Raw genomic sequence first — 1,441 nt, forward strand, 5'->3', positions numbered from 1 at the left:
TGGGTGATGAGATGGACGCTCCCAAGTAGTATCGGCGTCAATATGCGCCAAACTGAATGTGCGAAACAACAGTTAATACTTAGGAGCGTCACATGAATAATCTTAATACCATTGCCATTGATTTAGCAAAGAATGTCTTCCAACTTTGTATCCTTTCACCTGAGCGTAAGGTCACGGTGAATAAACAAGTTTCTCGCCAGAAATTGATTGAGTTGATGGCTAATCAAAAGGGAGCTGTTGTCGCCATGGAAGCTTGTTACTCATCCCATTACTGGGCGCGACTGTTTGACAGTATGGGTCATGAAGTGCGCCTCATTCCCGCCCAACACGTTAAACCCTTTGTTCGGGGTAACAAGAACGACCACAATGATGCGATCGCTATCGCTGAAGCTTCATGGCGCCCGAACATTCAGTTTGTCCCCCTTAAGACGGTTGAGCAGCAAGATATTCAGGCCCTGCATCGTATACGCGATAAGTTGATATCAAGACGTACCAGTATTATCAATCAGACTCGCGGATTGTTAAGTGAATACGGCGTCATCATCCCCGTTGGATTAATTCATTTTGCGCACAGCCTTCCCACGCTCATTGACCCGGCCGATATACGCATTAGTCTGCGTATGAAACACCAATTGATAGATGTAAAAAACGAATATGACACCTTGTCTGAGCGCTGTTTATCCATTGATAAACAGCTCAAAGCGTACGTCAATCAGAACGCCTTATGTCAGCGCCTCATGACGTTACCCGGCATTGGCTTTATTAATGCCACTGCACTGTATGCATCCATTGGCAATGCCTGCCAATTTGCTAAACCTCGAGAGCTCTCAGTCTGGTTGGGCGTCACACCCAGACAATACGCCAGCGGTGAAAAATCCTACAATACAGGCATTACCAAACGGGGTAATCCGTATTTGCGTAAGCAATTAATACATGGTGCCCGCTCACTTATTCATCGGGCGAAAAAGAAACATGACAAGCTATCCATCTGGATAAATCAGATTGTAGAGCGCAGAGGGAAGAACAAAGCGGCTGTCGCGATTGCCAATCGACTAGCTAGATTGGCCTGGATATTACTGCATAGAAACGAAGACTATAGAGCCTTCGCAGCTTAATGAAACAGTCACTGCAGATAAGACAAAACTAAGCCATGGTTGACGACAACATGATGTAAAAGCGGGTTTCCCGCACTTACCGATAGTCTGTACTAGACAAGGTTTTTAAAACCGAGTGGGTGTTTGAGACAGGTAAGTGCGGATCTCATCAGGGCCAGAAAACACACCGATAATGTCGTTTTCAGAATAGGCCGAATATATGTCAGCACAACCCTTTATTCATTAGCGTCAACAGACTTAGATGAAGGTGAAAGATATAAAAAGCCACCAACAGGTGGCTCAGTTTAATATTGCCTTGACGGAAGTGGAGCGTCCATATATGTCTT

Annotated in this window: 1 protein-coding gene; it reads left to right on the forward strand. The window is 45.2% G+C overall.

Going from position 1 to position 1,441, the window contains the following annotated elements; genetic code table 11:
- The first annotated feature begins 92 nt into the window (after nt 1-92).
- On the forward strand, nt 93-1,115 hold the full coding sequence (locus tag GPLA_RS16280) for an IS110 family RNA-guided transposase (protein ID WP_007106051.1): 1,023 nt from the start codon (nt 93-95) through the stop codon (nt 1,113-1,115).
- Nucleotides 1,116-1,441: the final 326 nt, after the last annotated feature.

Source organism: Paraglaciecola polaris LMG 21857 (assembly GCF_000315055.1).
GTDB lineage: Bacteria > Pseudomonadota > Gammaproteobacteria > Enterobacterales > Alteromonadaceae > Paraglaciecola > Paraglaciecola polaris.